This is a genomic window from Priestia sp. JSM ZJ58, from assembly GCF_044383985.1.
In the GTDB taxonomy this organism is placed as follows: Bacteria; Bacillota; Bacilli; order Bacillales; family Bacillaceae_H; genus Priestia; species Priestia zanthoxyli.
Map to the genome: position 1 here is coordinate 1,980,025 of NZ_JBISEM010000001.1, position 26,082 is coordinate 2,006,106.

Consider the following 26,082-nt stretch of genomic DNA (forward strand, 5'->3'; position numbering starts at 1 on the left):
GATTAGTCTGTACATTTTTAGGTGCCATTTCTATATGTCTTATATGAAGTGATTTCTCCCTTTTTTTACTCTATAAAAGGGTGCATATTTGCGTATGCCTAATTATGACCTCTAATCCTCTCTAGAAATCCTAGGGAGGTTTTTTTATGTTATTGTTAGAAGCTATAAATATTGAAAAAAGCTATGGAGATCGCCTGCTGTTTCAAGCGGAGAAGCTTCAAGTACATCGCGGAGAGCGAATTGGAATTGTTGGGAAAAACGGAGAAGGCAAATCGACGTTGCTTCATATTTTAATGAAGAAAATGAGTCCAGATCAAGGGATTGTGCAAACATATGGCCGTTCCTCACTGATTCCACAGCTTGATATTCAACCTACAGGAGACGTTTCTCCTGAGATGAAAAGTCAGTGGAGTGTGCCAACTGAAGCGGACTTTCTTAGCGGAGGAGAAGAAACAAGAAAGAAAATTGCATCTGCTCTTTCATCCGGCGCGGAACTGCTTGCAGCCGATGAGCCAACGAGCCACTTAGATGTAAAAGGCGTAGAAAAATTTGAAGAAGAAATGAAGTCTTTTACAGGCAGTCTGCTGCTGATTTCACATGACCGAGAATTATTAAACCGCCTTTGTACGTCTATTTGGGAAGTAGAAGGCGGCAAAATTCACTGTTATGAAGGCAATTATCAAGAATATGTGACGCAAAAAAAACACGCGGTTGAAAGACAGCAGTTTGAATATGAACAGTATGTAAAAGAAAAGCAGCGTCTTGAACTGGCGTCTGAAGAAAAAAGCCAAAAATCAAAGTCGCTTAAAAAAGCGCCGAGCCGCATGGGCAACTCTGAAGCGAGACTTCATAAGCGAGCGGTCGGAAAACAAAAAGCGAAGCTAGACAGAAGCGCAAAAGCGATTGAAACAAGAATTGAAAAGCTGGAGAAAAAAGAAAAGCCAAAAGAAATGGAAGAAATTCATTTTGACCTATCGCAGTTTCACCAAGTGCACAGCAAGCAGGTACTAAGCTTTGACAAAGTCTCAGCATCAGCTGGTAATCATATCTTGTTTCAAAACCTAAAAGGCGGTGTGAAGCCAGGAGCGAAAGTAGCGATTGTCGGCAAAAACGGCGCCGGAAAATCTACGCTGCTGAATATGATTGAGCAGCGAACAGAAGGGATTACGGTTGCGAAGCCTGTAAAACTCGGCTTTTTCCATCAGCGCCTTGAAAATCTAGATCCCGCTAAAACCATTTTAGAAAACATTAAAGAAGACAGCCCGTACACTGAACAGTTTATTCGTACGGTGCTATCGCGCTTACTTTTTAAACGTGAAGACGTGTATAAAAAAGTAGAGATGCTAAGCGGAGGAGAACGAGTCAAAACGGCATTAGCAAAAGTCTTTTTAGGAAACTATAACGTTCTTCTTTTAGATGAACCGACCAACTATCTTGATCTTCATACAAAAGAAGCGCTTCAAGAAGTGTTAAAAGCTTATCCAGGGACGATTTTATTTGTGACGCACGACCGCTATTTTGTTAAAAAGCTTGCGACGCATGTTTTGACGTTAAAACAGTCCAAAGCGGAGCTCGCGGCGATTGAAGACACGGGTAAAAGCAAAAAAGCGTCACAGCAGCAAAATGAAGCCGAGAAACTTGCGCTTCAACTAGAATTAACAAAAGTGATTAGCGAGCTTTCTATCACGCCAGAAGGAAAAGACAAGCAGCGTCTTGAAAAAAGATACGAAGAGCTTTTAGAAGAAAGAAAACGATTAAATAGAAAGGAAGGGTAATATCACTTCACCTAACAATGAATACAATGATGTTACTGAACATCAAAAGCGTATTGAAGGAAAATTAACGGATATGAATGTAAAAGGAACGCCCAAAAGAATAAAATGGATTGGCTATGGAATCATTATTTTCTTTGTGATTCTTATTCTAACGATGACCATCGGCGTATTTATCAATTAAAACAAAAAGCAGCCGCTTCAATGTTGAAGCGGCTGCTTTTTTATTTTCCTACTTTGGTAACGATCGCATCTCCATTTTTTCCAACTCGTACAGTAGCAAAACGAGCTTCGCTTTCCACTTTGCTGCCGGTTCCTTCTGGAATAAAATAATGTTCAATTCCGTACTGAATTCCCCAGTCGTGATAGCTGCCCGTAATGACAACGTCTTTTTCTTTAGAAGTATACGGCTTATTCCAGTCATCATCCGCTTGGTAGATTTTTGCGTATTTATACACGCCTTGTTTGTCAGGGCGAAGAACGAGCTTCACTTTTTCACCGTCTTTTACATGAGGTAAGGTAACGTGCGCAATGTCGTAATTCAGCTCAACGTAATCGCCTTGCAGCAGCGAGCGCGGATCGATCGGCTGTAAAGCGAGCTTAATTTCTTTTCCGTTTTGAAGAAGCACTTCGTTTTTAGTGAAAATGCCGCCCAGCATAATAAGCTGAACAAGAATGATGATCCATACAGCGGTTCGGCTGCGATCAAGAAACGACGGCTGCGGCTGATCAGGCGTTGACAGGTCCCATTTCCTGCTTAGGAAAAGAAAGATAAGACCTAAAATAACGAGCACAAGTGATTTATTAAATAAATCCCACACAAAGTCGTAATATTTCATCGCTAAAAAAACAAACCAGAAAATCATGCCAACAATAAAATCATACTTTGGCTCTTTTCGTACCGTCACAAATAAAAAGACGGTCGAAATCACAAAAAACACCGTGCAGTAAATGATATTTAAAAAAGACGGTTCGCTTAATTCAGTCAGCGACAGTAAAAAGATAAAAGCAAGAAGCAGCGCTGCTTTTTTAAACGCGTGGTGCACGTTTATCGCGTACACAGCGGCATTTAATAGAAACAAAGCGAGCAGCACATAATCTATTTTGATAGTGTCATAGTAAGCAGTCGGAACCTTTATTAACAGAAGCCCTTGCACTAGCACAAAAAGCAGCAGGCGAACGGGCGTATGCTTTGTGAATACTAAAAGCGCTACAAGTGCGATGACGTAGATAAAAAACAGAATGTCGTTCACAAAAAAAGAAGCGCCGCCGCTAATTAATACGCCCATCATTAAAAGCGTATATTTCACGGTTGGAATATCTGCTTTAATCAAATAACATGCCACAATCAGCAAAACGCCAATCACAAGCATTCCGTTTGTTGGGTACGTTCCTGTAATAAGTGTGACAAGTCCTCCTAAAGAGCTGCTGCCGATGACCGATGCAATGGCCGTAATCCCAATCACCGCTATTCGTTTGATTACGCGGAGCGAGGTTTTTTGTGCTGACGTGTTAGCAGTGAGCCATTTGACAAACCATACGCTTGCACCAATAAACAAAATCACGAACCCTAAAGCTAAAAACAGCGACCATTCAGCGTAGTGTTTAAAAATAAAAGAGAAAAACTGTTCAATAACAAATAAAGCAAATGCCACAATGGAAATCCCTAAAAACGACCTTTGCGGCTTCACTTTTGAAAAATAAAAAAAGGAGCTTAGTAGAAACAGCAAATAAAAAATAATAAGACCAATCCGTAAGCTAGAGCTGCCTGTGAAATCCGGCAGGGAAACAGTTAAAAAAATGTAGTGAAACAAACAAAACGCTGCATATATGATCACAGGAGACGAGCGCTGTTTCTTTTTTATGATCCAAAAGATGAGTAAGTTCACAAGCGCCATTCCTGCGTAAAGTAAGAGCGTCTCGTGTTCACCTCGCTGTGAAACTGCGCCTGTTGGTGAAATAAAAAAAGCCATGGTGAATTGAAATAAAACAAACGATAACACATAAAACGGCTGATACTTTGTAAAAAAGCTAAACAAAATAACCGGCACAAGCCAAATTAAAAACAGCCAGTACGATTCAGCGTGCGTGTTGTAAATTTGAGAAAGAAGCGCGATGCTTAATCCAAATGAAAGAGCGCCGGCCAAAAGCGTCCAGTGACTTAAAAACGCCTGCTGAGGAAGCAGCTTTCGCACTACAAACGCACTTCCGTAAAACAGCAGCATCAGCCCCACGCTCAGCGCAATTTTAATGTAGCGGTCAAAGCCTTGCCAGTTCGATGCGAAAAAATATAAAATGCCGGACAAAACAAGAGCCAATCCCAGTAAATAACCGAGTCTTACGAGCTTTTCTCTCATACTCAACCTCCTCTTTATATTATGTATATACTAGCGCATGTTTAAATATTTGGAAATAGAAAGAATGAATGCGTTTTAACAAAAAAATTGTGTAAAAAGGCCTTTTAGTGGCGCGGAAATAACAAGCAAAGTAGTCCGAAAATCTTGATAAATTGTCAATAGTAAGATAGTTTTGGTTATTTTATCCTGAAGAGTGGGTATTGAACTAAAAACCTACATTATTCCCAAAAAATATAAGAAAACATGCCGATGTGCTCTCTTTCTTTATTTGATAAGCTATAAAAGGGAATTACTGTTAGAGAAACCAAGAGATAGATATAAAGGAAGTGTCATCATATGAATGAGATGTTTGTTGCTCATCTGTATACCCAAGTGAAGCAGGCACATGAAGATATCCAGCAGCTTACCGCTAGTAAAAACACGTTAACGGAAGTCAAAGGAGAGCTTGAACGTGCAAAGGAAAAGGTAAAAGAACCAGAGCTTACTTCCGCCACTTGGTCAGGCAGCCTTGCTGTTGGGTTTGAAGACATCCGCACCGCTATGTTAGACGAATACGATGATTTGCTGACCCGTCAGCTGACGGACGCCATCACGACAATTGATGCAAAAATTACGGCGCTTCAATCAGATATACAAGGGATGGAACGCGCCATTAAAATGCAAGAAGACGAAGCAAAAGATAAGGTGTGATGCAATATGGCAGACGAAATTAAAGTAATAGATGGTGAAATTAATAGAACGCTTAGTGACCTAAGCGCTGCTGCGCAGCAGTTTCAGCCGCTTTTTCCGTTTCACGTCGGAAGCGGACAAGAACTAGAGGTGCTCGATGAATTAAACCAGCTGAACCAGCAGCTGCAAACGTTAATTGTGGACTACAAGCAAACGCTCCTCGATGATTTGAACGCCACCAAAAAATCCGTGCAGTCCATAAAAGAAGCAGATGAAAAAGCTGCAAACGCCGCTAAATAATGTTCATATTTTATATAAAGCTATCAAAAACAACCTTTCAACCAGCATAGATGTGGCATTCAAATAAAAAGGTTTTATCTAGCGGATGATGCAAGCCTTGTAAAGAGGAGCGTCCGCTTAGGTTTAGAAAAATGACGGGCGGTTGTTCGTTAACCGTTCGTTGTTTTTCTACATCGATACAGCTAGGAGGTTACAGATTATTGAAAACACTTGATGTCGATGCTTTTCACGAAAATATTCAAGCTATCTTAGACTCTATTAAAAGTCAAAAAGAACAAATTCAGGGCCTGGTTTCACAGGTTCAGGCATTTTCAAGCTTAGATGATGCGTTTAAAGGAAAAGGAGGAGAAGCGATTCGGTCTTTTTACGAAACGGGACATGCTTCTTTTTTAACGCTGTATCATTCATTACTCACTTCCTATGAAGCTCGACTAACTCAAATCACACATGCGCTGCGCTCATTTGAACCGAGCGAAGACGGCTACATCACGCAGCCGTTTCTGCAAGACACTATTCCCGCGCATTTAAATCAAACAAGAAATACAACAGTTTCGCTTGTCGATCAAGCGAATGCAGCAATTCAAAAAGTCAGTCATCTTGCTTCTGTTTCAGCGCTTAACGATCAAGGTTTTTTAACAGAAGTAGAACAAGCAAAAAACAAAGCGGACAAAACGATGAATGATTTAGTCCGTTTTGACGAACAGCAAACGCAAAGCCTTTCAGCCATTCAAGATCAGCTGACGTCTTTAAATTCGCTGCTTTCTAAAGTGAAAGCTGGGTTTCAAAATGGTTCCATTCAGCCGGGCAATGTAAGTGAGCTGAGCGCGTTGGCGAAAAAAGCGATGACCGATTCAGGAGGCGTGTCGGTTTTTGAAGAAGGTATTCCAACAACCTTGACAAGAAAAGAAAAACAAGAGAAAGTGATAAAGGAAGTAGGCCTTAAAAAACTGATTCAACTTCAGGCAATGACGCCTGCTGAACAGTTAAAAGAAATTCACAAGCTTGAAAAAACCTCGCCTTACATAAGAGAAGTGCTAACGCAAATTCAGCAGGATACGGCACCTGCTAACATGAAAAAACTAGCGGAACTGTCACCTGCAGAGCAAGCAGTGGAACTTGAAAAAAGCCCATACCTGCAGGCACTCAACGATTCTTCAACTGTAGGCATGCTAGCGTCTCAACAGGTTCTTCAAAACGCTACGGGCGTTGAGGGAATGCTTATGCAGTCGGTGATGAGTCAGGGGCAGATTAGGAGTGTCGGGACTAAAAAAACAGCTGAATCCTTTGACTTTACAGAAATCTGTGAAAATCCTAAAGCTAAAAAAGAAGAAACTGGTATAAAAGCTGTAGTCAAGGACGTAGGAGAAGGTGCTATAACTTTAGCAAAAGGTACAGTTACGGGTACTAAAGGCGTAGTACAAGACGTTTGGGCCGGTATGGGAGAGAGAGCAGATAAACGGTACAACTCCTTGTATGACTTTGGAAACTATATAACGATGGGCGGATTTGATGGCGCTGTTTCCTTCAAAGAAGGCTTAATTGAGCGAGGAGAAAAATCGTTTGATTCACCGTATGACTTCGTCAATCACGCAACGATGGGACTTTTAGATGTAGGGCAGCAGGCACTTAATCCGGACAAACCTCTTTCAAAAGAGCACTGGGAAAACAGCATGTTTCTGTTTGCGAGCGTAATTGGAGGAGCGAAACCCGCAGGAGCCGTAAAATCCGTTCCAAAAGTAACAAACGTTCCGCGTGTACCTGCACATAAAGCAACCAAAACATTAAGCAATATGCGAAATGTCGTCAGCCCAAAAGCAGCAAGCAATTGGTCGAAGAAGGTATATGAACCTGTTCAGAAGAAGCTTCAACCTTTATTAGATGCTGAGATACCTACTTTACGTCCTCGACCTCAACTGGTAGGAATAGGAGAGGCGTTACCTGGAAAGACCGTTGGTGAAGCGTTAAATGGATTAACGACGTATAAGATGGGGAATGTTTCGAAAGGTCAGTCCAAAGCGTTGGAGAAAGTGGAAAAACCTGGTGGTAAAGCGGATGTTGAAGGGGTTTATGATCAGGATGCGGTGGTTAAGGGGAATATAAGATATAAAGAAGGCTACTATATTGAGCATTTAACTGGGAAAGTAGAAAAGTGTACAAAACGTCACGGTGTAAGTGGCGGACATAACTATGATGAATTTAAAAAATACTTTGATAATAGTGATCAATATAAATTAGATGAAGTTAAGAAGGATGAGCATCCAGATGTTAAAGGGGTATACGATATAGAGTATAGATTAAAAGTTGAGATAAAAGATTATAGAGGACAAGGAACCGGAGAATTTAAATTTGTACCAAAGGAAGATAAACCTCCTCATAAGAAAACGGTTTATGACCCTGCTTTAATATCCAGTGACGAAATTGTTCGATTGGGGAATGAAGCAATGGAGGAAGGTATTGAATCGTCAAGAGTTAAACAATTAAAAGGCCAGACAAATAAACAAATGATTCGGGGAGTTTCAAGTAATGGATTGAAGTTTGAAGGATTTAAAAATACTGATACCGGGGAAATAGAAAATTTTTATCCAGTATTGAAATTTGGACAGAACTAAGGAGATAATACAATGAGTACTGTTTTTGATGATAAAAATAAGTTGATTCGAATGTATGAGGAGCAAGGGCTCCATAAAGGTTCAGTTATTGATGTGCTTGGTGATTTTGTAATGGAGTATGACTTTGTTAGGATACTAGAAGGCTTTTTGGAGGAATATGTCGAAAGACGGGATTATATGGGTGTAGTATATTCAGATGAATTTGATAGAGATGATGAAGAATTTTTTGGAGAAAATAGAGTTCTATTCTACTATGGTGTAGATGAAGAAATAGAAAATATTGTAGATTATGAAGAGTTATGTAAATATCTTCAAACTGCATGCCAATTTTACATTAAAAAACATCCTGAGCGTACTGAAAACGTGAAAGAACTTCTTTTTAAGATAAAAGATAAATATAATATAAAAGGTTAATTGATTCCTCTCTTTAAAAAAGAGATTATTGAAGAGTTGTTGATGAAAACTAAAGGCAAATATGCTTATTAAATAAGGGATAGTAAAAGCACTTCTGAATAAATCCAGAAGTGCTTTTTTCTTGAAAACTATAAAAACCATTAGACAAATTACAAAAAAATTTTGAAAAACTCAAAGAAGAATCTATGCATGCTATTCAAATTAAGCGAATTGAGCTATTTTTGAAGAACAGCTAGCAATAAATTAATTTATTATAAGTGGGTGAGAGCGTGGAAAATAATCCGAAAATTATTTTGGGAATACCGGGCACATGGAAAGATAGACAAGCATTTAAAGACAAATTTAACGAAAGTCAACAAGAGTTTGTATACCTAGGGGAACATATAGGCAAATTACAGACGCCTGAATATTTTTATCAAGTGGAATTTGTTAATGAACATATTCCTCATGTAGCTGAAGCGTTTGAGCTTTGTGGAAATGGGACATTTACTAAAGATGATATTGAAACCCTTCAAAATCACCGTAGTATGGCATATATTATTGCAGAAGGTGATCACTTGAGCAAGTTTTTGAAATTATAAGTGTCGGGAAGGCAGTCCTTCAATCGGGCGGTTTAGCAGTGAACGTTGAGTCATCTGGAAAGGCCACTACCAAAGATAATTGGTTAGAATACGTTAACAATGGTACAGAGAACAGAGCATTTGCTGCTTTCGTTCAAATGTCTAGAGAAGAAGATGTGTTTTACACCTGTGGTATGCATAATTTTTGGCTATAAAGATTTACTAACATCTACATCTAATACCAATCCAGCTGAAACAGTAGAGTTGTTTCAAACCTTTTGCCTATATACGTTGATCGAAAATCCTGTATTTAATAGTGGAGAAACATTTAGTGTTGATCCTAAAGCTCCGGTTTTTCAATTAAGGGAAGAATCGTGTGTGCTGTTTGAAAGTGATGACCCTTTTTATAACCCTTATGGGGTTTGGCGTTTAAATAAAATAAGCTAGTCATTTAAAGAACAAGGTTGAAAAACTTTGTCCTTTAAGCGTTAATCGGAGATGTAGAGTGTACTACTAATGGTTCAGTGGTATTACCATATCAATTTGAGGTGGATGGTAAATAATTATTGGGAGGGATTTGTATTGGCACTCAATGATCAAGTGTATGACCAAATTGTAAAGTTATGTAGTGAAGGAAATGCTTTTGTTGAAAAAGGAAAAGATAATAAAGCAATAGAGAGCTATATAGCTGCTCTAGATTTAGTTTCGTTACCGAAGAACAATTTGGAAACAAGTACATGGATTTATACAGCATTAGGAGATACTTATTTTTCTAAGTATGAGTGACTGGTTTACAGTTAAAGATATCCTTGAATTTGAATTAATAGCTCATTAAGGAAAGCCATTAAGAGATGCTATTTTAATACTAATGTAATAAGAGCAAGAATAGGAGAGGTGACGTTTTGTATTTTTACAAGAGACAGTTTTATAATACTTGCTATTTGTTTAAAGTACGTTGTGGAAATGACAATTAGTGGTGGAGTAGGAGAGATAAGATGAAAATAAATGATGCGGTTTTTGGTGAGCTTGAATATAATTATGGATGGGTTAAGTACACTACCATTGAATTTTGTGGAAAAGAAGCTGGAATAGCATTAAGGGTTAAAGGTGAAGAAGACGGTAAGTTTGATGAAGAACAATATAGTGCTTATAACTCATTAGTGCAAAATTGGGAACAATTACAGCAAGGTTTTTTACAAGCAATATTAGACTATTACAAACTAGAGCGCCAAGAACTAGGGTATGACATTGAAGTTAATGAAAATTATCCGCAAATCGAAACGACTAATCAATTACTTGAGATGATAACTTTAGTTGGAATTGTTGTTCCGTATGGAGATATTAATGAAGATCGAGATATTGGGATAACCTTCGATTGTACATGGGACACAGAAAATGGACTAGGGCTTCGTCTATTAAATGAAAAAGTAACTGAAGTGGGTTACCAGGATGTTGCAATTTGAAATAGGCTGTTAAAAAGTAAAAACTCATGATGGTTGTACCGTCAGGGAGTACTGAGCGTAATGATAGAATAGAAAAACGGAGTACGAGCTTAGGCGAGATGACATTTTACTGGGTGATGAATATAGACACATGGCCGATATACAAAAGGTGCCATCCTGTTTTTATAACGTTACGAAATTTATATCCTATATTGTATGTAATCTAATAATAAAAGCATGTGTTGCCTACCGTAGACAATCAAGTGCTTTAAGTACATATGTTTTCTAAATTTCTATGTTAGCTTTAAATTTATAGGTAAGGTTGCTGATTTTTGAAGAAAATAGAAGAAAATGATAAGTATTACCTTGATTTATTAGTAGATTGGAAATTTAACGAATATATTATTTATTCCTTGATTGGCTAAATGCCTTTCAAGGGTTTTTTATAAAGTTGCATGTGATGAGAAGGTATTCAAGGAAGAGTAGAGATAGTAATCAAGAATTAATGACAGTAGGTAATGAGGGGTAAGGCTATATTTGAAAAGTCTTGACACGAAAAGAAAAACAAGAGAACGTGATAAAGGAAGTAGGTCTTGAAAAACTGATTCAACTTCAGGCAATGACGCCTACTGAACAGTTAAAAGAAATTCATAGGCTTGAAAAAACCTCGCCTTACATAAGAGAAGTGCTAACGCAAGTTCAGCAGGATACGGCACCTGCTAACATGAAAAAACTAGCGGAACTGTCACCTGCAGAGCAAGCAGTGGAACTTGAAAAAAGCCCATACCTGCAGGCACTCAACGATTCTTCAACTGTAGGCATGCTAACGTCTCAACAGATTCTTCAAAACGCTACGGGCGTTGAGGGAATGCTTATGCAATCAGTGATGCGTCAGTTGCAGGTTAGGAGTGTTGGGACTAAAAAAGAAACTACAAGTCCTAAAAAGCTGACTATTCAACAAAAAGAAAAGCAAGTTATTAAAACAGTTGGACTAAAACAGCTAAAAGAGCTGGAAATGATGCATCCACTGGATCAAAAAAAGAAGCTCGAACAGCTTGAAAAAAAAGCTCCCCATGTTAAAGAAGTTTTTAAACATATTCAAAAGGAAAACAGTCCAAAGGTTCAGAGGGATCTTGCGGCGCTTGCTCATTCTAAAGCAAAATTAGAAAAAGAGTTGAAAAAGTATCCGTATCTATATGAGAATTACAAAAAGCCTGAAATCGCAAGAAGTGTATATGAGGAAGAAGCCAAAAAGCAACAACAGGATGGTCTAGCAGCTGTTTCTTTTGTAGCGGATATGGTGCCTGTAGTTTCCAATGTAAAAGGTGGATGGGAAGCAAGTGTAGGATACGATCCTATTACGGGGAATGAACTATCTAGTTTTGACCGTTCTGTTTCTGGAGCAGGAATTGTTTTTGGCGGCTTTACGAGAGTGCCAGGGAAAGTGGTGAAATACGGAAGCGAAGGAGCAGAATACGTACTTCGCGTAAACAAAGCAGAAAAGACCGTAACCAAGCATAAGGTTAAAGATGTTTCCAAGGGTACGGGTAATAATAGTAAGCCGGTCAGCGGAGCCAAATCAATTATCACACCTGAAATGGAGGGAAAAATCCTTTTGGGACAGAGAAAGAACCCTAATAAAAATGAAATTATTGGAGGGCATTCATCAAACATTAATAATAGCCATTCTAACTATGTTACGGAAGCTATTAAAATCAACCCTGATGGTACAAAAGATATTAAATATATAACTCAATTTCCGGATGGGAATCTTTCAAAAATAAAAAATAGTACAATATTTCCCGAAGGTTGGAGTGATATTAAAATCTTAGATAGTATAACTGATATTGGTAATTCTCCTCCAATAAGTATTAGAGGTAGAGATGGAGCAACTTTCCATAGGGGAATTGTTGAGGGTGTAGAAATTGATGTTATTAAAATAGGTGATACGGTAGTTAGCGGCTATCCAACAGGACAAATTAATGCTCCATTACCAGGTGGTTTTAGTAAATAGAGGAGGAAAGTGAATGTACGAAAAAGTAGATGCAGTATTATCTGAAAATAGCGCAGATAATTATTTTTATGACGATGAATTTATGTATGTGCAAGAATTGATGAGTGAGTTTACTAATATTGATTGGGAGAATTTAATTCGAGGATTAAAAGATAAAGATGATAAATATAAAATTAGATTGGCCTACTGTATAGATGAAGATAACGGAGTATATGGATTTAATTTATTATTAGATTTACTTAATGAGAGTGATGAAGTGGCTGAATATGCAATAGATTCTTTACGTTCTTTTTATGGAGAAGAGTATAAAAAAATAATTGCTTCTAATAAGCAAATAAAGGACAAAGTAGAGAAATTATTAAAAAATGCTCGTTTACCTATTGAAAGGATTTTAGGAGCATTTTTACAACAAAACAAATTATAAAAATTTGCAAATAATATTAAACATTAAAAAATGTACGAAATCACTTGATTCCCTAAAATTTGGACTGAGTTGATATAGTAAACTTATGGTGAAATGTCTCAAATCTTGTGAAAGCTAAAAAGTCAAAGTATAGTATTGAAAAATTAGATGATTATTTAGTGAAATTAATTGATAAGCATTATGAAAAAATAGACTTAGGTGACTAGTATATTAGTCAATAAATCTTAATACCATTCTTCATTCTTAAACCTTGATTGGATAAATGCCTTTCAGGGTTTTTTTATAAAGTTGGATGTGATGAGAAGGTATTCGTTTATAATGTGGTGAGACAATAAGAAAATGGTTAGTTTGAGAATCGAGAGCTCATGAGTAATACCATTAAGGAGTTTTAATTTAATACTTGCTATTCGTTTAAAGTACGTTGTGGAAATCACAATTAGTGGTGGAGTAGGAGAGATAAATGTGGCAGCGTTTAAGCCGGGAGGATTTGCTAATAAATAAAAAGGAGAAATAAGATGAAAATAAATGATGCGGTTTTTGGTGAGCTTGAATATGATTTGGTGTGGTCTAAGGATACTAGCATTGTCTTTTTAGGCCATGAAGTTGAGATAGCGTTAATGGTAAAAGGTGCTGAGGATAGCAAGTTTGATAAGGGACAATATGCAGCATATACTTCACTTATGCAAAATTGGGAGCAGTTACAACAAAGCCTTTTGCAATCAATATTAGACTACTACAAACAAGAGCGTCAGGATCTAGGTTATGATATTGAAGTAAATGAACACTATCCATTCGTTGAAACAACTGATGAAATAGCAGAGATGATACGTTTAGATGGAATAGTTGTTCCCTATGTAGGTTCTTTTGACGGTCGGGATATTGGACTTACATTTAATTGTACATGGGATATAGAAAATGGGCTAGGGATTCGTTTATTAAATGAAAAAGTAGCTGAAGTAGGTTACCAGGATGTTGCAATTTGAAATAGGGTGTTAAAAAGTAAAAACTCATGATGGTTGTACGGTCAGGGAGTACTGTGTGTAATGATAAAATAGAAAAACGGAGTACGAGCTTAGGTGAGATGACATTTTACTGGGTGATGAATAGACACAATGAAGATGGTGATAATTTGTAAAGGAAGAAGACGAACGATTACAAAAAACTTGATATACTCTTTTCAAAGTTTTTTTGAAAAGTGAATATATAGAAATTCTAGAATGGAATGTTCCCTGTCCAGCCCTTATTGAATCAATTTTTGTTAATGAAGAAGATTTATGACCAGAAGACATAGTGGAGATTGTCTCACCCTATGAAGAAGAATTCCCTATTATTAATTAAAGATATAATGTTACGGGAGGGCGAAAATGAGTAGAGAATATCAAGTAAATGAAAGTAAAGAAGAGATTGATAAATTGATGGTAATCTATTTTAATTTCATAAATGGAAAATATCTAGAAAAAGCATTAAAAAGCTTTGCTGAAAGAAAAGGTTATGGACAAGAGATTGTCTTTGCTCTTTTTCAGTCTGATTTAGATGAATATGATATGGCGCAACTGCCTAGACTACTAGATGAAAAACATGTTTTGATAGAGTTGGGGTATCCAGCTGTTAAAATTGAACAAATAGCTTTTTTAGATTTTAAAACATTTTATGATTATTTAGATATAAATGTACATAAGGAAATGGAGAAAAAACCAGAGAAAACTGAGCTGATAGATTTATTGGCAGAAGTGAAACGTAGTTTATGTATATAATTTTTTTATCATTACCTAAAAAGGCACTCTATCACCTGAATGGGGAATTAAGTGACAAAGCGTTGTAAACTCACTACTGAGTTTTGGATATATGATAAAAATCTAGCTTTTATAAACTGGTAACGATCCCCTGAATATATAGTAAAGCAATTGAAGCACAGCGATCAAGCACCATATTTTGAAAACATAAATCGTAGTAGTGTCTGTTAAAGGAAACAGGTCTTGAAAAACTAATGCGACTTCAGATAATGACGCCTGTTGAACAGTTACAAGCCATTCACATGCTTGAACAAACATCACCTTACATAAGAGGTAAAGAATATATTTATTCCTATAAATAGTATGGGCATAATGGTTTGAAGATATTTGGCAAGTTAAATTACCAATGGATAGAAAGGGAGAAAAGCACCATGAAATTTCAAGAGGATATTTCTATTTTATACAAAATGCGTTTTCTAGATAATGAAGGAGATAACATTGAAGAGTTTGAAAATATTCTTAATGAATTATCGCACAGAGGAACAAATGATATAATCCCTGACCTTTGTACAGTTTTTGAGGAAGATATTGCTGAGCCATCAGCTGGCGATTACCTTATTGAAACGATATTTTATATTGCTGACCGTTCTGGGACGGAGGAAGGACTATACAACTTGGCTATTGGTATTCCTAAAATGTTACCTCATGCAGAATTCTGGGCGGAAAGAATTCATCGGAGACTTTTAAATTCGGAAGGTTTAGTAGCATCTTATATTAACGCGTTAGAAGATGTAGATAGCTCAACAAAACAAATAATTAAAGGAATTCTTCTTGAGATAAGAGAGGACAATCCAGATGTATATTCAGAAAAAGTTAATTCAATCTTAGAGAAATTAAATGAAAATCAATAAAACAGAATCTGTACATAAAGCAACTAAAATATTACTTGATATCGGACCTGTCATCAGCACAAAAGCAGCAAGATCTTGAAGATGTTAAGGTAGCGGGGTTATATGTAGGAGTAGATTTACATAAGGAGCATCATACGGCTGTTATGATTAATTGGTGTTAAGAGAAACTAGGAGAAATACAACTTGAGAATAAATCATCTGCATTCTTTTTGATACTAAGGGGGATTTAAATGAAACCTCATTATTTTACAATCGGTGTTTACGGAAGAAATGTTTACAGAAAGTATAATTAATAGATGATTATATTCCATGTGGATGAACTGGAGAATATCCTAAAAGAGATATAAAAATTATATGATAAGGAGTGAAATTTTTGGAAGAAAATAAAGATTTCCTCAATGAATGTATAAGTATTACAAACACTACTATAGATAAGGTTTTTAAAATAGACAGCAATGATGAACAAGAAAAGCAAATCTTGGGTGCGTACCTTTTTGGAATGTTTAATGGGTTGGGGCATGAAAAAAATAGTACACCTGTTGAGATACAGGGTGCTATGATTCAGGTTGCAAATGAAAAACTAAAGTGTTCTTTAGAGTCTGATAATGCTAAACTTTGTTACAAGAAATAATAGTCAACGTAAAAAGCTGTTCGTACGCTTTGTTGAAGTTAAATTTCAGGCTGCATTATTAAAAGAGAAGGGCGTACAGTCTTGCTGTTCGGTAGTGGACTTGTGAAACTTTTTCCCCTTTATCAAAAATAAAAATATGAGACGGAAATGAAAATGGGATATGCTTTTAAATTTAGTGAAGATGGCTATTATATGCCAAGGCTAGGTGCCGAGCTTAGACTAATGAGCAAACAGTGGTGATGATTATGATTATTGAAATTGACGGTTTCTTTCATCAAGTTCTACTTACGGGTAAAAAGTGTTCAAAACAACAATTGAAGCAAATGTATCTTCAAGCCAAAGAGATAACCATTGAGTCAAAAGACTTTTCTAACGTATTTTGCAGGCTCCACAACTTTGAGCAAATCCCCTATTCGAAGGATATTAAGGTTGACTTCGTGTTAGATACTAATACCGATAGAATTTACGCTCTGTCATATTAACAAATGGTAGTGCTTTTAGGTGGGCTTTTAAAAACAAGGGCTCCCTAAGGTGTATACAAGAATCAACGTTTTATATTATTTAATATCTCATAAGAAAAGAATTAGAACGTTTTTATCCTGTTTCCAACAAAGGAGAAAGATACGGAATACAAATTGGTGGAAGAGTATGAAGGAATAGAAGTTTTGTTAGAAGCTATTTTTACAGAAATAAATATAAGATAAAACGAATTTATATATTAAAGAATTAAAAGCGTTAAATCATGAAAATAATAAAGATATTTTGAAATTGGAACCTTTGATACTAGAAATAGAAAAATAAATTAACACAGTATGAGTCAGATAAGGTAGTTACTACGCAATTTGTGTCAACAGAAAGAAATGCCAGGGGTTTTTGTGAAAAATGGGGGGATTATAAAATGACAATAAACGATAAAGTTTTTGGAGAACTTGACTACCAGTATAAATGGGTAGGGTATAGAACTATAAAATTTTTAGGAAAGGATACGAAGGTAGCATTATTAATAGGTGGAGAAGATGATGGAAGCTTCGATGAAGGTCAATACGTGGCATACAGCTCGTTAATGGATAATTGGAACAATGTCCAACATAATATATTGCAGCGAATTCTAAAGTACTATAAGCAAAAAAGGCATGAGCTCGGTTAAGATGTTTCATTTAGCCAAGACTATCCATTAATTGAAACCGTTGATCAATTAATAGAACATATAACACTAGTAGGCATTTCGGTTCCCTATGAATTCCTTCGCGATGGACGTGATATAGGAATCTCATTTGATTGTTCATGGAATCAGGAAAATGGTTTAGGAATTCGTCTTATAGATGAAAAAGTAGAAGAAGTAGGTTATCAAGATGTTGCCATCTAAAGTAGGCTCTTGAAAGTATAGATGATAAGGTTATTAAATCAAGCTTTGATGCAACATTAAAAATTTGATACATCCAAAACAAAAACAACACAATAGTATCCTTTTGTGACTTAAAGGAGTGTATGCATGATTAATTCAAGTAGGATAATGAATGCTCAAGCCATTACTGGCATTTTTGGAAGGATGCTAACGTTTAATGGTTCTGAATTATTAAATGTCCAAATAAAAAGAGATGGTCCAACACTATTCATTGAATTATCTACTAAAGAGATGGTCAAAAATAAGCCTAAACGATGGAATGAATGGGACATAGTATATGTTGAGATGTCGTTTTTTGGTGTAAGAGACTTAGAAATCAATTCATTTGGAACTATGAATGAAATAAAACAGTTCGCAATGGAAGACATTGGGGAAGAGGGATCTATAAAAATTCAGTGTAGTAATAAAATGTCTATTGCGTGTTTATTTGACTGGGCAAGGGTTGAGAAAATAAATCCTGGTTTAATAGGTACACCATAAGAACGATGGTAGAGTGGGTGGATTGGTATGAATGTATATGAAGAATTTATTGAGGTTATGAAACAGAATAACTTGAATAAAGAAGCAGTTATTGATGTTTTGAATAGATATGTAAATGGACATGATTTTTTACAACGCTTAGAAGATTTTAAAAATAAAGAAGGAGAGCGTCGGGAGTATAGTGGAGTAATTTATTCCGATGAATATGAACAAGATGATGATGGGTATTTTGGACAACATCACGTTTTATTTTATTCAGGAAATGGTGATGAAGACTATGATATTGTGAATGATGAGGAGTTGTATCCGTATATCAGTGCTGCATGTGAATTTTACATAAGGAAACACCTTGAAAAGGAAAAGATTATTAAAGAATTATTATTGCAAATAAAAGACAAATATAATCATAGTAACAGCCCTTTAGAATAATTCGAAAAGGCTTTTTTACGGGCCATTATAAGCAGAGGGAGGAATTTTTATTCTTGCTTTGTAACTTTAAAATAATAAGTTGTTTCGTGATAAATTATGCTAACGATAGAAAAAATGAGTTGCGGAGCTTATATTATAAAACCACTCAATATCCCTGTTTCTTGTATCCCCCAAAGGAGGAGAAAAATTGGCTTGATGTGTACTTTCCTGCTCTTGGATTAGAACCACTTCAGTGGCTCTATGAAGTAGTTGAGCAAATAAAAGAAGCTGTTAAAACAAAATAGAGTCATGGTGATGAAAACGGTAATTTGGTCTACAGCTTTTATGGGTTATTGATTGGGTTAATAAAGGTATGAATAATCGTACAAACATTGAGGTGGATGGAAAGGTAGCGATGATTAAATATAACTATAGATTTAAGTATATAGAGGAATTTAATGTGGTGGTAATGGATTTTGATGAAGAAAAGTCTCTAGAATTTGCTAATATGATAAATGATCCTTTAGGATCTGATATACCTTGGAGGTTAAGCGAGTTAAAAAATGATATTGAACATTTTATTGATTTATTAAAAGGGAACATACCTCACTATAAACACGGAGGAAATGCTTCTAGCATAGTAGCCTATAAAGATTTCACTATCATTGAAGATCCATTTTACGACGAAGAGGAAGATGAGGTTGAACCAGTATGTAAATTAGAAACAGTTGAGTTTGTTAAAATCATATTGGTTTGGGCTTATGAAACATATAAGTATAAAAGCCAAAAAAGAGTCATTTCTCAAGAAGATGCAGAAATAGCTATGAATTGGATTGAGGAAAAAATGGAATCCATCACTTAGCCATAAGAAGTGTGAAGTGTACTAAAGCCTGAAACCACAATGGGTGAATGCTACTCAAACTCAGCAAATCAAGCTATTGTTGAAAAACTGTTAGTGCTGGTTTTAAGGCTCCGGTTTTTCTAAATTACTAGTTTAATAAAATAAATCAGTAATCAAAGGACAAGGTTAAAAACGTTGTCCTTTAAACGTTCAGTTACCTATTAGTAAATGTTATTTTAAACTATCTATATAGTAGAAATAGCAATGAAATGGTGAAGAAGCTAATCAATAAGGAGTGAGTTTTAGTGAAAATGGAAAGAATGCATGAAAGTTTATCCATTGAAGATTTAGAACGATTTGAGCATAGTCATTCTATTACAATTCCAAGAGAGTATAGAGATTTTTTACTGGAATATAACGGTGGTTATCCAAATCCAAGTGTTTATAAGATATCTGAAAAGCTGGGTGAAAGTATAGTAAACATTTTTTATGGAATTGGAACCATGTATGACAATTTAGAGAAAAAGTTTGATCTTTTCGACGAGATTGTAGAAGCGGGGTTTATGCCAATAGCAGATGACCCAAGCGGGAATCAAATATGTATTGGGATCAGCAACCAGTATTTCGGACAAGTCTATCATTGGGCTCATGGTGAGGAAACTGAAGAAATGGAAAATATATATTTTTTGTCAAATAGCTTCAACGATTTTCTTAATTGTTTATATGAGGACTGATCATTTTACATATAAAAAAAGAACGGTTGTAACAGGTGACACGAAAGGAGAAGTAACATGAAAAAAGAAAAAAACATAGAGGTTACAAACGAATATAATGATTCTGTCTTTTTGACTGATGGAGTCAGTATTGATGAAATAAAAAAGAGAGAAGATACGATCAACGTAAACTTGCCAGATAGTTATCAAATGAATGTAAATGCTTTTGGTCAAGCAACGGAAGAATCAATTGGCAAATTAGAAGAACTTTTGGGGTTTTTACTTCCCGAAGATTATAAAAAATTTTTAGGTGAATATAACGGAGGAACTTCGAAAGTAAGATATAGTAAATTTTTTGTTGAAGAATTAAAGCAAGAAATTCCTTTAGATGTTTTGTATGGGATAGGTGTAACTTGGTAATAGGAGATGATCCTGGTTCGGGACTTATTGTACTTATTACTGATACGGAAAGGCACGGTGTGTATTACTGGGACCACTCTCTTTCTTTCCCCCAATCTCGTGAAGAAGAAAATACATATAAAGTAGCCCATAGTTTTAAGGATTTTTTAAACGAATTAATTCATCCGAGATAACAGGGCGTGAAGAAACAGAACTAACATATGCTGAACGATTAGAAAAAGTCTTAAGTGAAGGTGATGTTATTGGTAATGAAAGATGCTATGAGCAACTATTTTAAGGTAAGAAGAGAATATTTTGAAAAAGGTTTGGATTTCCTATTTAAAACATCCTACAACGAAAATGTTCAATCAATGATTTATCAAGGGGAAGTGGATGAAGACGAAGAAATTTTATGGAACCCTGTTCAAAAAAATAATCATAGCGATATAAAACCACTTGAAGAAAGGTTTCATATTGAATTTCATTCTTCAATTGACTGCTATTTTAATTCCTACTGGTTTGCGGAGTTAGATGGTTTTCTGGATAGCCATTACATCACGTTAGAAGCTGTATTACCAAATATTGAATTGGATACGTTTGAAAGGAACTTAAAGGGATATAAAAAAAATCGCGATAAGCTTGATAAGGTTCCTATAGGTATAGAAGGCAATGGTTTGGTAGTTGTGATTGATAACCTCAGCGGCAGAGTAGAATTAGAAGATTTTGAACGAGGTTGCTTTAAAGAAATTGCAAACTCCTTAGAAGATTTAATTTCTAGCCTGCGTTTACAAAGATAACAAAAGATACTTTTATGGATTTTTTAAGTAAATTACATGATTGAAAAGCTTTTTGTAAGTGCACGTTGATTTGCTAAAGTCTCCAAGGGGTATTTTTGTGGAAATGCTTCATCGAAAAAATGCTCGAGCGTATAACAATATGTCACTCGTCCAAATTTGGAGGGTTTTCTTTTAAATATTCAAATATAGTCTATGTAAAAGTCAACATACATGTTAGGTTTTATAACATAAATTTCTGAATAATCATTTACTTATTCACTTATTTCATGGTATGTTATATGACATAGATATTGTAACTTGCAATATGGGCTGGAAATTAGCCATTGCAATATATACTTATTTTTCTAAAAATGCACCTGGATAAGCTGGTGCTCTATACATATATGAATACATCTACGTATAACTAGTCAAAAGAATGAAGGCATTTCTAATTATAGTGCTGTTTGTTCTTTCAAATGAGTATAGTTATAGTAGGTGAAACTTTCAAGGCAGTTATTTTGGTTTTTAAGCTGAATTTTTGGAATAGTTTGTTATTTTATTGATCGATGCTTTGCCACTTAGAAGTAGGTATAAAAGTTTACTAATAAAAGAAAATGCAGACGGAATTTAATAAGTTTTTTGGAATTTGTGGGCGATTTTCTCACTTTTTTATCATTTTTGAATAGTTTATAATCATCAGACAATTATACTGTGATATAGTTATAAGTGAGACAGAAAAAGGTGTGTTCTTAGGTCGCACCTGAATTTTTTTACTACGTAAGCAGGAGCGCCTACATCTTTTTACAAATATAGGGGATGAGGAAGGTTATAATGAGCAACGTACAGAAAAAAACAGACGTTATCTTAATTGGTGCCGGAGTCATGAGCGCAACTTTGGGATCATTACTCAAAGAGTTAGCACCTGAATGGGACATTAAAGTATTTGAAAAACTCGCAGACGCAGGGGAAGAAAGCTCGAACGAATGGAATAATGCAGGGACGGGCCATTCTGCGCTGTGCGAACTAAACTATACATCAGAAAAAGCTGATGGATCTATAGATATAACAAAAGCGATCCGAATTAACGAGCAGTTTCAGCTATCAAGACAGTTTTGGTCTTATCTGGTAAGCAGCAAGTTGATTCGCAATCCGCAAGATTTTATCATGCCAATTCCGCATATGAGTTTGGTACAAGGGGAAAAAAATGTATCGTTTCTGAAAAAGCGTTTTGAAGCGCTGTCAAACAATCCGTTGTTTCAAGGAATGGAGTATTCCGACAGTCCTGACAAACTAAAAGAATGGATTCCGCTAATCATGAAGGGGCGCACGTCAAATGAACCAATTGCCGCAACTAAAATTGATTCGGGGACAGACGTAAACTTCGGTGCTTTAACACGCATGTTGTTTGATCATCTGAAGAATAAAGGGGTTCACGTTCATTACAAACGAAGTGTAAAAGATATTAAACGTAAAAGTGACGGTATGTGGGAAGTAAAAGTCGCAGATGTAGACAGCGGCAAAGTTGAGTACCACACGGCAAAGTTCATCTTTATCGGTGGTGGAGGCGGAAGCTTGCCTTTACTTCAAAAAACAGGTATTCCTGAATCCAAGCATATTGGAGGCTTCCCGGTAAGCGGATTATTTATGGTATGCAATAACCCTGAAGTGATTGCGCAGCACCACGGGAAAGTATACGGAAAAGCCAAAGTCGGAGCTCCGCCAATGTCAGTTCCGCACCTTGATACACGCTATATTGACAACAAAAAGACGCTGTTGTTTGGTCCGTTTGCCGGCTTTTCACCGAAGTTCTTAAAAACAGGTTCAAACCTGGACTTAATCAGTTCTGTAAAGCCGAATAATATTTTAACCATGCTAGCAGCAGGCGTCAAAGAAATGGCGTTAACAAAATATTTAATTCAGCAAGTGCTGTTATCAAATGAAAAACGTGTCGAAGAACTGCGTGAGTTTATCCCGAACGCGAAAAGCGAAGACTGGGATATCGTTGTAGCAGGCCAGCGTGTGCAGGTAATCAAAGACACGGAAGCCGGAGGAAAAGGAACGCTTCAGTTTGGTACAGAAGTTGTAAGTGCCGGTGATGGTTCTGTTGCTGCACTTCTTGGCGCTTCGCCTGGTGCATCAACGGCGGTTCACGTTATGCTTGAAGTATTGGAAAAATGCTTCCCAGAAAACATGAACAAGTGGGAGCCAAAAATAAAAGAAATGATTCCTTCCTATGGCATGTCGTTAGTTGATCATCCAGACTTCTTTAACGAAATTCATGCGTCTACTTCACAGACGCTTGGTTTAATTAAAAAAGAGTCTGTTTATAGCTAAACATTTTACGCCGCAACAAACAGTACATGTGTATGTGAAGAAATCTACAGGCGTGCACAAACACCACCTTTTCTTGAGGTGGTGTTTTAATGGTCTTTATATGTAGAGTTTGATTTAAGAGCGGTATTGATTGCTTCCAGGCTGAAGTTTCAAATGCTTCCATGCCGCAATTGCATCATCGCGGCTTTTTCCATTGTTTTTCGAATCGTTAAAAAAATCGCGAATAAAGCGGTTGTACTCAAACTGAGGCGCAATTTCTTTTTGATAAGAAGGCTGCTTTTTTCGTTCTTTTTCCTCATACCACGCTTCTGCCACATCTCGATAGGTTTTCCCTACATTTTCTTTAAAGTAGTTTTGAATATACGTGGAAAAATGAAACGTGGGATGAATGGCTTCTTTAAAAAAGCCCGTACTTCTTGACTGCAGCGGTGATTTTCCCCAATGACGGTATCTAATGTTAGCGGCGCTTTCGTTTTAGAGAATGAGCGTCTTTTAGAAGGTAATTTTGATTGTTGAGTGTCACCGGTTGTTAAAAACACTTCAATTCTTTTTGAAAGTTCCATTTTAGATCCAGACGGGCTCATGTTGTTTTCACGGCAAAGTTGCTGCAACTCGGTTTTAAGCCAATATAAATCGGTAAAGTCTTTTGTAAGTTCAGGTCTCATTGTTTTCACCTCCATATATTCGTTATAGAACGTTTGTTCTTATTGATCGATTGTTTTTAGAGAAGTACGAAGGAATGTCTTTTATGTTTCTTCCTACATAGTGAGAAGAAATAGGCCGTTTATTCACTTCTCTTGCCCAAATAGAAAGCTGGCCGATGTGATGGATTTCATGAATGATGATGTGATGCAAAATGTCAGCTTCCGTGTAAGAAGTAGAATCCCAAGGGACTGTTACGTACCTTTTGTTGGAAAAATTCAAATGACTTAGAAAGTCGGCAATTTCGGGTCTATGTGCGGAAGAGAGTGCTTGAAGCTTTTCGAGCGTATCGTGTTCTTCAAAAGAAAGAACGATATCTGGTTTACCTTGGATGGCGCGTATCCAACTGTCTTCCACATCAATAATATGAAACAGAGTTTGTAAAATGCTGCCCGTTCCTCCAGTCCGCTTCTTCAACAGTTCTTCTCTAGAAAGTTGATAACACCAGCTAAACCATTCATCTCTCACTTGCCAATTATATTCAAAAAAATGAATCATCTACCACACCTCACATGTTTTTTTACCTCTTACTAAATTAGATTAAGGCTTGTAAATTCCTTTGTAAAAAGAAGAAAAAACGTCTAGGCAAGAGATCTCTTGCAAATTCCAAAATCAAACAATTACAATAATAGAAAGGAGTTGATCACATGACGCTACATAAAAAAGTCCTTTCTACGATTCTAGGAGGAGCTGTCGGAGACGCTTTAGGCGTTCCAGTTGAGTTTAAAAAGCGCGATTCATTTCGAATTACAACTATGACCGGCTACGGTACATACAACCAGCCTAAAGGAACGTGGTCCGATGATACGTCTTTAACGATGTGCTTGATTGATAATTTAATAGACAAACAAGATGAATATGATTTGATGCAAAAGTTTGCGAACTATTGGTCGAATGGCTACTGGACGCCGTACGGAGAAATGTTTGATATTGGCATCGCAACAAGCGAAGCGATTCGCCGCTATAAAAGCGGGCTTCCTAAAGAAGAGTGGGGAGGAAAAGGTGAGTATGACAACGGAAACGGAGCGCTTATGCGTATTGCTCCGCTTGCGTTTACACTATGTGATGAACCTAGCTTTACAAAAAGAAAAGAAGAAATAGAAAGAATTGCTCACGTCACGCACCGCCATGTGCGCTCTACGCTTGGTTGCATTATATACGTGGAGCTGCTTATTCGTCTTCTTGACGGCAACGAGCCTTTTGAAGCATATGAAAACGCGGTAAATCTCTGTCAAAAGCAGTTAACAGGTACGGAGTATGAAGCAGAGTTTTCTGCGTATGAACGAGTGTTAAACCTAAGCTTGCCGAACGCAGCGAGAAATGAAATCGGGTCAACCGGATACGTCGTCAGCTCGCTAGAAGCATCGCTTTGGTCTTTTCTGCAAAGTGATGACTACGAAGAAGCTGTACTTACTGCTGTGAATTTAGGAGAAGACACGGACACAATAGGCTTTATTACGGGTACTATGGCAGGAGTATATTATGAGCTGGATGGCATTCCTAAAGAGTGGATTTGTCAGCTTGCTAAAAAAGAAGAGTTAGAGAAAGCGTGTAAGAAGTTTGCGGATATATGTTAATGGATAATAAAAATTACTTTAAAGAGCAGAGGAGATAAAATGAAATTTTCTATGGATTTTGGCGATACCAATTTTATCGGAGTGGCCAATGCAAAAGAATATCAATCATTTGTCGATGAGGATTGGGAGCTAGATCAGCTTTTGAACCATTTTGGCAGTGAAATGAAAAAGAGAAATATCCTAGTATGTCAAATGACAGAAGAAGGAATTGAACACTCCTGGAACGTAGAAGTGAAGATTGGAACAGAGTCGGATATAGGTACATACTTTAGAAAAGCAACAGGTTATATAAATGTAACCAATCATCAGCTTTATCTCGTAGATTATGACTGCCTTACGATGGCCGCCCAGTTTGAAGATCAGTCTGTGCCTGATCAAAACTGTTCTAAGTATAGAATTGATATTAAAAACGGTATGTACAAGGTCGAGCTTATTCAATTTTATAATGTTGATCAAGATGAGTATACAGGAAATGACCAAACGGATCTTTTATTGAACTTTATTAAGATGGAGCATGTTGAAGAAACAGCCAATGAGGTATTTTGGTGTACGTATTAAGTAGTAAACGTACCGTAGGCTACTAACTTAGAGGCGTAGTGTGCCGTTCTAAG

The 26,082-nt window shown here is 36.5% G+C and carries 25 protein-coding genes and 3 pseudogenes; 24 read left to right on the forward strand and 4 right to left on the reverse strand.

The genetic code is table 11. From position 1 onward, the window contains the following. Window positions 1-146: 146 nt before the first annotated feature. Window positions 147-1,775, forward strand: a complete 1,629-nt coding sequence (gene abc-f, locus ACH6EI_RS10565) for a ribosomal protection-like ABC-F family protein (protein ID WP_098999512.1) — start codon at window positions 147-149, stop codon at window positions 1,773-1,775. A gap of 221 nt (window positions 1,776-1,996) precedes the next feature. On the opposite strand, the gene ACH6EI_RS10570 is transcribed toward abc-f, so the two are convergent. Continuing rightward, window positions 1,997-4,129: a GDYXXLXY domain-containing protein gene (locus tag ACH6EI_RS10570; RefSeq protein ID WP_098999513.1), complete on the reverse strand. Its 2,133-nt coding sequence runs from the start codon at window positions 4,127-4,129 to the stop codon at window positions 1,997-1,999. Window positions 4,130-4,465: 336 nt separating this feature from the next. On the opposite strand from ACH6EI_RS10570, the gene ACH6EI_RS10575 reads away from it, so the two are divergent. From ACH6EI_RS10575 to ACH6EI_RS10680, 21 genes and pseudogenes are all read left to right on the forward strand, one after another. Then, complete coding sequence (locus ACH6EI_RS10575) at window positions 4,466-4,819, forward strand: YwqH-like family protein (protein ID WP_014459697.1); 354 nt, start codon at window positions 4,466-4,468, stop codon at window positions 4,817-4,819. Window positions 4,820-4,825: 6 nt separating this feature from the next. Further along, complete coding sequence (locus ACH6EI_RS10580) at window positions 4,826-5,098, forward strand: DUF5344 family protein (RefSeq protein WP_028412986.1); 273 nt, start codon at window positions 4,826-4,828, stop codon at window positions 5,096-5,098. A gap of 200 nt (window positions 5,099-5,298) precedes the next feature. Then, window positions 5,299-7,707, forward strand: a complete 2,409-nt coding sequence (locus ACH6EI_RS10585; RefSeq protein WP_167387323.1) for a T7SS effector LXG polymorphic toxin — start codon at window positions 5,299-5,301, stop codon at window positions 7,705-7,707. A gap of 12 nt (window positions 7,708-7,719) precedes the next feature. After that, entirely contained in the window at window positions 7,720-8,121 is a 402-nt protein-coding gene (gene cdiI, locus ACH6EI_RS10590; protein ID WP_098999515.1) for a ribonuclease toxin immunity protein CdiI, read from the forward strand. A 269-nt stretch (window positions 8,122-8,390) separates the two neighbouring features. Further along, on the forward strand, window positions 8,391-8,702 hold the full coding sequence (locus tag ACH6EI_RS10595; protein ID WP_098999516.1) for a hypothetical protein: 312 nt from the start codon (window positions 8,391-8,393) through the stop codon (window positions 8,700-8,702). A gap of 561 nt (window positions 8,703-9,263) precedes the next feature. Further along, window positions 9,264-9,464 (forward strand): annotated as a pseudogene (locus ACH6EI_RS10605) (tetratricopeptide repeat protein); the annotation flags it as partial. Window positions 9,465-9,676: 212 nt separating this feature from the next. After that, entirely contained in the window at window positions 9,677-10,144 is a 468-nt protein-coding gene (locus ACH6EI_RS10610; protein WP_098999518.1) for a DUF2004 domain-containing protein, read from the forward strand. A gap of 553 nt (window positions 10,145-10,697) precedes the next feature. Continuing rightward, window positions 10,698-12,137 carry an EndoU domain-containing protein gene (locus ACH6EI_RS10615; RefSeq protein ID WP_141558875.1) on the forward strand — a complete coding sequence of 480 codons (1,440 nt, stop codon included), beginning with the start codon at window positions 10,698-10,700 and terminating at the stop codon, window positions 12,135-12,137. 13 nt (window positions 12,138-12,150) lie between these two features. Next, complete coding sequence (locus tag ACH6EI_RS10620; protein ID WP_098999520.1) at window positions 12,151-12,561, forward strand: hypothetical protein; 411 nt, start codon at window positions 12,151-12,153, stop codon at window positions 12,559-12,561. A 515-nt stretch (window positions 12,562-13,076) separates the two neighbouring features. Then, the gene (locus ACH6EI_RS10625) at window positions 13,077-13,544 is read left to right on the forward strand and encodes a DUF6985 domain-containing protein (protein ID WP_098999521.1); all 468 of its coding nucleotides are present in this window, start codon (window positions 13,077-13,079) and stop codon (window positions 13,542-13,544) included. A gap of 381 nt (window positions 13,545-13,925) precedes the next feature. Next, window positions 13,926-14,315, forward strand: coding sequence for a hypothetical protein (locus tag ACH6EI_RS10630; RefSeq protein ID WP_098113107.1), 390 nt, complete (start codon window positions 13,926-13,928; stop codon window positions 14,313-14,315). Window positions 14,316-14,725: 410 nt separating this feature from the next. Then, window positions 14,726-15,205 (forward strand): Imm30 family immunity protein, encoded by a 480-nt coding sequence (locus tag ACH6EI_RS10635; RefSeq protein ID WP_098999522.1) that lies wholly within the window; start codon window positions 14,726-14,728, stop codon window positions 15,203-15,205. Between the two features lie 373 nt (window positions 15,206-15,578). Further along, the gene (gene imm48 / locus ACH6EI_RS10640; protein WP_108674781.1) at window positions 15,579-15,836 is read left to right on the forward strand and encodes an Imm48 family immunity protein; all 258 of its coding nucleotides are present in this window, start codon (window positions 15,579-15,581) and stop codon (window positions 15,834-15,836) included. Between the two features lie 898 nt (window positions 15,837-16,734). Beyond that, window positions 16,735-17,202, forward strand: a pseudogene (locus ACH6EI_RS10645) (DUF6985 domain-containing protein). A gap of 126 nt (window positions 17,203-17,328) precedes the next feature. Continuing rightward, on the forward strand, window positions 17,329-17,721 hold the full coding sequence (locus ACH6EI_RS10650; protein WP_098999524.1) for an immunity 50 family protein: 393 nt from the start codon (window positions 17,329-17,331) through the stop codon (window positions 17,719-17,721). A 27-nt stretch (window positions 17,722-17,748) separates the two neighbouring features. Further along, complete coding sequence (gene cdiI, locus ACH6EI_RS10655) at window positions 17,749-18,150, forward strand: ribonuclease toxin immunity protein CdiI (RefSeq protein ID WP_098999525.1); 402 nt, start codon at window positions 17,749-17,751, stop codon at window positions 18,148-18,150. Window positions 18,151-18,544: 394 nt separating this feature from the next. Next, on the forward strand, window positions 18,545-18,991 hold the full coding sequence (locus tag ACH6EI_RS10660) for a hypothetical protein (protein WP_098999526.1): 447 nt from the start codon (window positions 18,545-18,547) through the stop codon (window positions 18,989-18,991). A 290-nt stretch (window positions 18,992-19,281) separates the two neighbouring features. Then, complete coding sequence (locus ACH6EI_RS10665; RefSeq protein WP_260506539.1) at window positions 19,282-19,704, forward strand: SMI1/KNR4 family protein; 423 nt, start codon at window positions 19,282-19,284, stop codon at window positions 19,702-19,704. Window positions 19,705-19,893: 189 nt separating this feature from the next. Then, a pseudogene (locus ACH6EI_RS10670) lies at window positions 19,894-20,276 on the forward strand (SMI1/KNR4 family protein). 87 nt (window positions 20,277-20,363) lie between these two features. Further along, a complete protein-coding gene (locus ACH6EI_RS10675; protein WP_176551726.1) occupies window positions 20,364-20,879 on the forward strand; it encodes a SecY-interacting protein Syd in 516 nt (171 codons plus the stop codon). 810 nt (window positions 20,880-21,689) lie between these two features. After that, the gene (locus ACH6EI_RS10680) at window positions 21,690-23,192 is read left to right on the forward strand and encodes a malate:quinone oxidoreductase (protein ID WP_098999529.1); all 1,503 of its coding nucleotides are present in this window, start codon (window positions 21,690-21,692) and stop codon (window positions 23,190-23,192) included. 114 nt (window positions 23,193-23,306) lie between these two features. On the opposite strand, the gene ACH6EI_RS10685 is transcribed toward ACH6EI_RS10680, so the two are convergent. The 3 genes from ACH6EI_RS10685 to ACH6EI_RS10695 are packed head-to-tail and all read right to left on the reverse strand — an operon-like array spanning window position 23,307 to window position 24,392. Then, the gene (locus ACH6EI_RS10685; protein WP_265589653.1) at window positions 23,307-23,507 is read right to left on the reverse strand and encodes a hypothetical protein; all 201 of its coding nucleotides are present in this window, start codon (window positions 23,505-23,507) and stop codon (window positions 23,307-23,309) included. 17 nt (window positions 23,508-23,524) lie between these two features. Beyond that, window positions 23,525-23,857: a DUF6434 domain-containing protein gene (locus ACH6EI_RS10690; RefSeq protein WP_366918758.1), complete on the reverse strand. Its 333-nt coding sequence runs from the start codon at window positions 23,855-23,857 to the stop codon at window positions 23,525-23,527. A 22-nt stretch (window positions 23,858-23,879) separates the two neighbouring features. Continuing rightward, complete coding sequence (locus tag ACH6EI_RS10695) at window positions 23,880-24,392, reverse strand: DinB family protein (RefSeq protein ID WP_394530328.1); 513 nt, start codon at window positions 24,390-24,392, stop codon at window positions 23,880-23,882. 149 nt (window positions 24,393-24,541) lie between these two features. Here ACH6EI_RS10695 and ACH6EI_RS10700 point away from each other — a divergent pair, with 149 nt between their 5' ends. After that, on the forward strand, window positions 24,542-25,471 hold the full coding sequence (locus ACH6EI_RS10700) for an ADP-ribosylglycohydrolase family protein (protein ID WP_099331093.1): 930 nt from the start codon (window positions 24,542-24,544) through the stop codon (window positions 25,469-25,471). 51 nt (window positions 25,472-25,522) lie between these two features. After that, on the forward strand, window positions 25,523-26,029 hold the full coding sequence (locus tag ACH6EI_RS10705) for a hypothetical protein (protein WP_170836809.1): 507 nt from the start codon (window positions 25,523-25,525) through the stop codon (window positions 26,027-26,029). The last annotated feature ends 53 nt before the right edge of the window (window positions 26,030-26,082 follow it).